The sequence below is a fragment of the Pontitalea aquivivens genome (assembly GCF_046507575.1).
GTDB classification, from domain to species: domain Bacteria; phylum Pseudomonadota; class Alphaproteobacteria; order Rhodobacterales; family Rhodobacteraceae; genus Pontitalea; species Pontitalea aquivivens.
Genome location: NZ_JBKFEY010000016.1, coordinates 59,598 through 67,579, shown reverse-complemented (window position 1 = coordinate 67,579; position 7,982 = coordinate 59,598). Strand labels below are relative to the sequence as shown.

The window sequence follows — 7,982 nt, the reverse complement described above, 5'->3', positions numbered from 1 at the left end:
CCCCCCCCCCCCCCCCCCCCCCCCCCCCCCCCCCCCCCCCCCCCCCCCCCCCCGCCCCCCCCCCCCCCCCCCCCCGCCCCCCCCCCCCCCCCCCCCCCCCCCGCCCGCGCCGCCCCGCGCCCCCCCGCCGCCCCCCCCCCGCCCCCCCGCGCCCCCCCCCCCCCCCCCCCCCCCCCGGGGGGGGGGGGGGGGCCCCCCCCCCCCCCCCCCTGGGCCTGCGGACAGGCCGGGGGGCCTGCCCCCCGGACCCCCCGGAGTATTTTCGCCAGGAAGAAAGGGTTACAGCGGCAGCAGTGTCGTGGACTTGATCTCCTCCATCGACAAAAGCGCGGTCACGTTGTGGATCTTCACCTCGGCGATCAGCGCCTGGTAGAACTGGTCATAGGCGCGGGCGTTCTTCACGCGCACCTTCAGGATGTAGTCGATATCGCCCGCAAGCCGGTGTGCCTCAAGCACTTCGGGGCGGGCGCGCAGGGTGGCAAGGAACTTGCGTTGCCATTCCGCCTCATGCTCCGAGGTGCGGATCAGCACGAAGAAGCAGGCCTCAAGCCCCAGCGCCTCGGGGTCGAGCAGGACGGTCTGGCGACCGATCACGCCCATGTCCTTCATCTTGCGGATGCGATTCCACACCGGCGTCTTGGATGAGCCCACCTTGCGCGCAATGTCGTCGAGCGACTGGCTGGCGTCCTCTTGCAGCTGGGTAAGGATTTTCCGATCCATGTCATCAAGCCGGACAGCCATTCGCAAATCCTTGTCATTGCGGGAAACGGGTTTCTGGTGGGCGGAATTATGGAACAGGGTTCCTTATTTGCAAGAGGGAATGGTCGGGAAGGGGGAAAATTTCCTATATTGATCGCAAGCAACGGGGGCTATGCGCATGGCGGAGCACGACAGATCGACGGGGGGGCGGCAGCAGGCGGCGGGCCATGTGACCTTCGCCGGCGCGGGGCCCGGCGATCCCGATCTGCTGACGCTGGGGGTGGTGCGCGCGCTGGCGCAGGCGGATGTGATCTTGCATGACCGGCTGGTCAGCGCAGCGGTTCTGGCGCTGGCCGGGCCGCAGGCGCTGCTGGTCGAAACCGGCAAGGAAGGTTTCGGGCCCGGCATGACGCAGGAGGATATCACCGCGCTGATCCTGGGATTTGCCCGCGCGGGCCGCGATGTGCTGCGGCTGAAATCCGGGGATGCGGGAATTTTCGGGCGCCTGGGCGAGGAACTGGATGCGCTGGCGGCCGCGGGCATCGGGTTTGGCATCCTGCCCGGCATCACCGCCGCCTCGGCCGCGGCCGCCGCCATCGGGCAAAGCCTGACGCAGCGCGGGCGCAATGCCGATCTGCGTCTTATCACGGGGCATGACATGGCGGGCTTTGCCGAACAGGACTGGCATGCGCTGGCCCGGCCCGGCGCGGTTGCCGCGATCTACATGGGCAAGCGCGCCGCGCGGTTCTTGCAGGGCCGCCTTCTGATGCACGGCGCGGCCCCCGCCACGGCGCTGAGCCTGGTGGAAAATGCCTCGCGCCCCGATCAGCGGGTGATCGCCACCACGCTGGCCCGCCTGCCCGCCGACAGTGCCGCGCTGTCCGGTCCCGCCGTCATTCTTCTGGGCCTGGCGCCGCGCGCGGCCCCCCTGCCCGCCACCCTGTCCCATTCCGCCTATCAGGAGACCGCCCGATGAGCCGCCGTTTCACCCCAAAGGTCGTCACCGCCAATGATCTGCGCGCGGGCGATGTGATTTACCTGACCGCCGATGGCCGCTGGTCGCGCCACCACCATGAGGCCGAGCTGCTGGAAGATGAGGCTATCGCCGATCTGCGCCTGCTGATGGCGCTGGGTCATGGCGACCGGGTCGTGGGCGCCTATCTGGCCGATGCAAAACCCGGGACCAACGGCCCCGAGCCCGTGCATTTCCGCGAGGCGTTCCGCACCCGCGGCCCCTCGAACTATGCCCACGGCAAGCAGGAGGAGGCCGCCAGTGTATAACTATTCCGATTTCGACGAGGCCTTCGTGCGCAGCCGCGTGGCGCAGTTCCGCGGTCAGGTGGAACGGCGTCTGAACGGCAGCCTGAGCGAGGATGAATTCCGCCCGCTGCGGCTGATGAACGGGCTTTACCTGCAGCTGCACGCCTACATGCTGCGCGTGGCGATCCCTTATGGCACGCTGCGGTCCGGCCAGATGCGCCAGCTGGCGATGATCGCGGATCGCTGGGACAAGGGATATGGCCATTTCACCACGCGCCAGAACATCCAGTTCAACTGGCCGATGCTGACCGATGTGCCCGATATCCTGGGGGCGCTGGCGGATGTGCAGATGCATGCGATCCAGACCAGCGGCAACTGCATCCGCAACGTGACCGCCGATCCTTTCGCGGGCGCCGCCGCCGATGAGATCGCCGACCCCCGCCCCGTGGCCGAGCTGATCCGGCAATGGTCCACCGACCATGCCGAATTCCAGTTCCTGCCGCGCAAGTTCAAGATCGCCATCACCGGGGCCAGCGCCGACCGCGCCGTGATCCGCGCCCATGACATCGGGCTGCAGATCGTGCGTCAGGGCGACCAGACCGGCTTCAGGGTGCTGGTGGGCGGGGGCCTGGGCCGCACGCCGCTGATCGGTCAGGTGATCCGCGACTTCCTGCCCAAGGCCGACCTGCTGCCCTATCTTGAGGCGATCGTGGCGACCTACAACCTGCTGGGCCGGCGCGACAACAAATACAAGGCGCGCATCAAGATCACCGTGTTCGAGACCGGGATCGAGACGTTCCGCACCGCGACCGAGGAAGAATTCGCCCGCATCCGCCCCGAATTCACCGGGGTCGATCAGGACATTCTGGCCGGGATCGAGGCGCAATTCGCCCCGCCCGCCTTCCGCAACACCGACCCGGCCCCCTTTACGGCGGCGCTGGCGGTGGACCCCTTGCTGCGCGCCTGGGCCGACCGCAGCCTTGCCGCGCACAAGCTGGACACCCACGCCATCGTCACCGTCAGCCTGAAGGCACATGGCGCGACGCCGGGGGATGCGACATCCGATCAGATGCGGGTGCTGGCGGACCTGGCCGACCGCTATGGCTATGGCGAGCTGCGCATCAGCCACGAACAGAACGTGATCCTGCCGCATGTCGCCAAGGCCGACCTGCCCGCCGTTCACGCCGAACTGCTGCGCGCGGGGCTGGCCACGGCCAATGTGGGCCTGTTGTCCGACATCATCGCCTGCCCCGGCATGGATTACTGCGCGCTGGCGACCGCGCGGTCGATCCCGGTGGCGCAAGGTCTGGCCACGCATTTCAAGGCGCTGGGTCTGGAAGAGGAAATCGGCCAGCTGAAGATCAAGATTTCCGGCTGCATAAATGCCTGCGGGCATCACCATGTGGGCCATATCGGGATTCTGGGTCTGGATCGCGCGGGGGTAGAAAACTATCAGATCACGCTGGGTGGCGACGGCAGCGAACAGGCCGCGATCGGCGAACGGGCTGGCCCGGGCTTTGCCTATGACGAGGTGATCCCCGCGATCGAGCGGCTGTTGCGCGCCTATCTGGCCCTGCGCCTGTCGCGCGACGAAAGCTTCATCGCGGCCTATCGCCGCCTTGGCCCCGCGCCGTTCAAGGCCGCACTTTATCCGCAAGAGGCCCGCGATGCAGCCTGACATCGCCGCCCGGGTGGCGGATCTGAACGACCGCTACCGCCACCACGCCGCCGTGACGGTGATGGAACGTGCGCTGAAGGACCCGGCGGTGGGCAATGTGGCGCTGGTGTCGTCCTTCGGGGCGGAATCGGTGGTGCTGCTGCACATGGTCTCGGTCATCGCGCCGGGCACGCCGGTGCTGTTCATCGACACGCGGATGCTGTTTCCCGAAACACTGACCTATCAGACGGATCTGGCGCAGCGGCTGAAGCTGACCGACATCCGCCGGATCAGCGCGGCCGATGCGGCGCTGCGGCTGGACGACCCGGACGGCACATTGCACCAGTTCGACACCGACGCCTGCTGCACGCTGCGCAAGACGGTGCCGCTGGAAGGCGCGCTGCAAGGGTTCGATGCCTGGATCACCGGGCGCAAGCGTTATCAGGGATCAACCCGCGCGGCGCTGGATTTCTTTGAGGTGGAAACCCCGGCCCGGATGAAGATCAACCCGCTGGCGCATTGGGGCCGCGAGGATCTGGAAGAATATATCGTCCAGAACCGCCTGCCCCGCCATCCGCTGGTCGCCAGGGGCTACCCCTCGATCGGCTGCGCGCCCTGCACCAGCCCGGTGGCGCCCGGCGAAGACCCGCGCGCGGGGCGCTGGCGCAATTCGGCCAAGACCGAATGCGGCATCCATTTCATCGGCGGCAAGGCCGTGCGCGTGAAGGCCGACGCACACACAACGGACAAGACGGAGAAAGTGGCATGAACGTGATCGTGCGCGACGATGGTTTCCACCCCGAGGACTGGACCGGCGCCATCACCGATCTGGCCCCCGACACCGACCCCGCGGCGCTGCCCGCGCTGGCCGATGGGGCGGACCTGATCCGCATCGCCTTTCCCGCCTTCAGCGACGGGCGCGGCTTTACCCTGGCGCGCCGGTTGCGCGCGGCGGGCTTTGCGGGGCGGTTGCGCGCCGCCGGTCACGTTCTGGCCGATCAATATGCGATGGCGCGCCGGTCCGGCTTTGACGAGGTGGAAATCCACGCCGATCTGGCCGCCCGCCAACCGGCCGATCAGTGGCAGACCCGCGCCGACTGGCGCGCGAATGACTACCGCGCGCGGCTGAAGGGCTGATTTCCCTTCCGGTCGTGCCAAATGGGGCGTAAACCCCCCCGCGAGCCCTGCGCGGGTTTGACACCGATCAAGGACAGCCACCGGCCAATCCGGTATCCGCGCCACATCTTTTCCCCGGCCCCCGAGGAGACCGCCCGTGACCGAAGCCGCCACCATCCCGCCCGTCAAGACCCTGCCCGACGCCCAGACCGTGACCGAGGTCACGCATTGGACCGACACGCTGTTTTCCTTCCGCGTGACCCGGCCGCAAAGCCTGCGGTTCCGGTCGGGCGAATTCGTGATGATCGGGTTGCTGGATGACCGCGGCAAGCCGCTGCTGCGGGCCTATTCCATCGCCTCGCCGAACTGGGACGAGGGGCTGGAATTCTATTCGATCAAGGTGCCCGACGGGCCGCTGACCAGCCGCCTGCAGCACATCCGGCCGGGTGACCAGATCATCCTGCGCCCGAAACCCGTGGGCACGCTGGTGCATGATGCGCTGCTGCCCGGCAAGCGGATCTGGTTCCTGGCAACCGGCACCGGCATCGCGCCCTTCGCCAGCCTGATGCGCGACCCCGAGACCTATGAGAAATACGACCAGGTCATCATGATGCACACCTGCCGCACGGTGGCCGAGCTGGAATACGGTCGCCAGCTTGTGGAAAGCCTGAAGGATGACGAACTGATCGGCGAGATGGTCGGGGGCAAGCTGCTGTATTACCCCACCACCACGCGTGAGGATTTCCACCACACTGGCCGGATCACCGACAATCTGACCTCGGGCAAGGTCTTTGCCGATCTGGGTCTTGCGCCGATGGACCCCGGCACCGACCGCGCGATGGTCTGCGGCAGCCTGGCCTTCAACATCGACGTGAAAAAGGTGCTGGAGGATTTCGGCCTGCGTGAAGGTGCCAATTCCGAGCCGCGCGAATATGTGGTGGAAAAGGCCTTCGTCGGCGACGGGATCTGATCCCCCCGCGCAGCCGGTCGCCCCGGCCTGCCCCCCCCCTGGCCCAGACCATGGAAAAGGCCGCCGGAAACCGGCGGCCTTTGTGCTGTGATGGCCGGTGGGCTTACTGACCCAGCGCCTTCTTTACCTCTTCCACGACCTGATCGGCCAGCGCCGGGTTGGCGCGGGCCGAGTCGATCAGCGCCTGCAGCGACCCTTTCAGCGCCGGATCGACCGAGGCTGCCTCGATCAATGCCGCGGCCTGATCCAGCGGGCTGGGCGCCGTCCCGGTGGCGGCCTGCGCGGCGGCATCCTCCGCGGCGGCTTCGGTCGCGGCCTCGGCCGTGGCCTCGGTGGTCCCGGTTGCGGTCACGCTCTCGGGCGCGCTCTCGGTCACGGCTTCGGCGGCTTCGGTCGCGGCCTCAACGGCTTCGGTCGCGGCTTCGGTCGCGGCCTCAACGGCGGTGCTGGCGGCCTCGGTCACGGCTTCGGTCGCCGCATCAACGGCGGCCTCGGTCGCGGCCTCAACGGCGGTGCTGGCGGCCTCGGTCGCGGCATCCGCTGCGGCCTCGGTCGCGGCCTCGGTCGTCACGGCTGGGGCCTCGGCGGCCTCGGTCGCGGCCTGTTCCGCGGCCTGCCCGGCCTGATCGGCCGCCTGCTGGGCCTGTTGCGAATTCATGTAGAAATAGGCGCCCGCCGCAATTGCCGCGACGATCACCACCAGAGCCAATATCTTGTTCATTTCCCACTCCTTTTGTCAGGAGACCTTAGTCTGCGCGCGCTGTATGGCAGCCATGGGCCCGAATGAAAAGCCACAATGCCGCGATGCAGAATCCGTGATTGTTGCGCCTGCGCGCGAATCCGGTTGAAAGCGGGGGCCAGCGGGCTTATTTTGCGCGCCATTCTTGGAATGGCCATAGAAGGAGTGCCACCATAGCCCGCAGACCGCACAATGCCCCGCCACAGCGCGACACCGGTCCCCGCGTCAACGACCGCATCCGCGCGCCCGAAATCCGCCTGATCGGGGCGGACGGCGAAAATGTCGGGGTGGTGACCCCGGCCCGCGCTCTGATGATGGCCGAGGAGGCCGGGCTTGATCTGGTGGAGATCTCGCCCACCGCCGTGCCGCCCGTGTGCAAGATCATGGACTACGGCAAGTTCAAGTATGAACAGCAAAAGCGCGAAGCCGAAGCGCGCAAGAAGCAGCACATCATCGAGATCAAGGAAGTCAAATTCCGCCCCGGCACCGATACGCATGACTATGAGGTCAAGATGCGCGCGGTGATGCGCTTCCTGGAAGACGGCGACAAGGTCAAGGTCACGCTGCGGTTCCGCGGGCGCGAAATGGCGCACCAGGATCTGGGGCTGGAACTTCTCAACCGCGTCAAGGCGGACGTCGGCGATGCGGGCAAGGTGGAATCCATGCCCAAGCTGGAAGGCCGCCAGATGGTGATGATGATCGCCCCGAAATAAGGCCACGGCAGAACCGCAACCGGACCCTCCCCCTTCGGGGAGGGTTTTTTATCGGCCGATCAAATTTTTGTGGGCAAACGTCATTTGCCCAATGCCCGGGCCTGTGGGACCAAGACCCCGATCCGCAGACAGGAGAGGGACATGCCCGACACGAACCGTTTCACCCGCCGCCGTTTTGCCGCCCTGGCCACGGGGCTGACCGCCGGACTGATTGCCGCCCCCGGCCTGCTGGCCGCCGAAACCGCCCGCCCGCAGGGCAGCCAGGGCGATACGGTCACGCGGCGCAATACCTCGGCCTTCCGGGCGCAACGCTGGCAGGATCATTTCGACACCCTTGGTCCTGCGACGATCCTGGCCGATACCGCATCGCGCGCGCTGCATTTCTGGGCCGGTGATGGCAGCGATTACCGGATCTATCCGACCTCGGTCCCGCTGACCGAAGAGCTGACCAAACGCGGCTATACCAGGATCGTGCGCAAGCGCGTGGGTCCGGACTGGACGCCGACGCCGTCAATGCTGGAACGCAACCCGGAACTGCGTTACATGCCCCCCGGGCCGGACAACCCGCTGGGCACCCATGCGATGTATCTGTCCTGGCCCGCCTATATCATCCACGGCACCCATGACACGCGCAAGATCGGTCGGCGGTCGTCAGACGGATGCATCGGGCTTTACAATGAAATGGTTGCCGAACTGTTCAACCTCGCCCCCGTGGGCACGCAGGTCCGCATCATCTGATCCCTGACACGGGCCTTGTCCGTGGTTCTGGCTCTGGCTCTGGCCCCGAAATTAGAAGCGCTGCGGAAGGGAGGTCCGCAGCGCTTTGGG

The 7,982-nt window shown here is 67.3% G+C and carries 10 protein-coding genes; 8 read left to right on the top strand and 2 right to left on the bottom strand.

The features are described from left to right. Nucleotides 1–279: 279 nt before the first annotated feature. On the bottom strand, nt 280–741 hold the full coding sequence (locus tag ACK8OU_RS14870; RefSeq protein WP_410304204.1) for an Lrp/AsnC family transcriptional regulator: 462 nt from the start codon (nt 739–741) through the stop codon (nt 280–282). A gap of 136 nt (nt 742–877) precedes the next feature. On the opposite strand from ACK8OU_RS14870, the gene cobA reads away from it, so the two are divergent. The 6 genes from cobA (at nt 878) to ACK8OU_RS14840 (ending at nt 5,702) form a co-directional block, all read left to right on the top strand. Continuing rightward, the gene (cobA, locus tag ACK8OU_RS14865; RefSeq protein WP_410304203.1) at nt 878–1,675 is read left to right on the top strand and encodes a uroporphyrinogen-III C-methyltransferase; all 798 of its coding nucleotides are present in this window, start codon (nt 878–880) and stop codon (nt 1,673–1,675) included. Then, nucleotides 1,672–1,980, top strand: a complete 309-nt coding sequence (locus ACK8OU_RS14860; protein WP_410304202.1) for a DUF2849 domain-containing protein — start codon at nt 1,672–1,674, stop codon at nt 1,978–1,980. Before cobA ends, ACK8OU_RS14860 begins: the two co-directional genes overlap by 4 nt. Next, entirely contained in the window at nt 1,973–3,637 is a 1,665-nt protein-coding gene (locus ACK8OU_RS14855) for a nitrite/sulfite reductase (RefSeq protein WP_410304201.1), read from the top strand. The genes ACK8OU_RS14860 and ACK8OU_RS14855 overlap by 8 nt, the downstream gene beginning before the upstream one ends. Continuing rightward, entirely contained in the window at nt 3,627–4,385 is a 759-nt protein-coding gene (locus ACK8OU_RS14850) for a phosphoadenylyl-sulfate reductase (RefSeq protein ID WP_410304200.1), read from the top strand. The genes ACK8OU_RS14855 and ACK8OU_RS14850 overlap by 11 nt, the downstream gene beginning before the upstream one ends. After that, nucleotides 4,382–4,753: a DUF934 domain-containing protein gene (locus ACK8OU_RS14845; protein WP_410304199.1), complete on the top strand. Its 372-nt coding sequence runs from the start codon at nt 4,382–4,384 to the stop codon at nt 4,751–4,753. Before ACK8OU_RS14850 ends, ACK8OU_RS14845 begins: the two co-directional genes overlap by 4 nt. Before the next feature lie 136 nt (nt 4,754–4,889). Beyond that, nucleotides 4,890–5,702, top strand: coding sequence for a ferredoxin--NADP reductase (locus ACK8OU_RS14840; RefSeq protein WP_410304198.1), 813 nt, complete (start codon nt 4,890–4,892; stop codon nt 5,700–5,702). 103 nt (nt 5,703–5,805) lie between these two features. Here the strand turns inward: ACK8OU_RS14840 and ACK8OU_RS14835 are convergent, their stop codons facing one another. Then, on the bottom strand, nt 5,806–6,423 hold the full coding sequence (locus ACK8OU_RS14835) for a hypothetical protein (protein WP_410304197.1): 618 nt from the start codon (nt 6,421–6,423) through the stop codon (nt 5,806–5,808). Nucleotides 6,424–6,521: 98 nt separating this feature from the next. Here ACK8OU_RS14835 and infC point away from each other — a divergent pair, with 98 nt between their 5' ends. Together infC and ACK8OU_RS14825 are read left to right on the top strand one after the other, a co-directional pair. Further along, nucleotides 6,522–7,154 (top strand): translation initiation factor IF-3, encoded by a 633-nt coding sequence (infC, locus tag ACK8OU_RS14830; protein ID WP_458524356.1) that lies wholly within the window; start codon nt 6,522–6,524, stop codon nt 7,152–7,154. 141 nt (nt 7,155–7,295) lie between these two features. After that, nucleotides 7,296–7,892 carry a L,D-transpeptidase gene (locus ACK8OU_RS14825; protein WP_410304196.1) on the top strand — a complete coding sequence of 199 codons (597 nt, stop codon included), beginning with the start codon at nt 7,296–7,298 and terminating at the stop codon, nt 7,890–7,892. Nucleotides 7,893–7,982 lie beyond the last annotated feature (90 nt).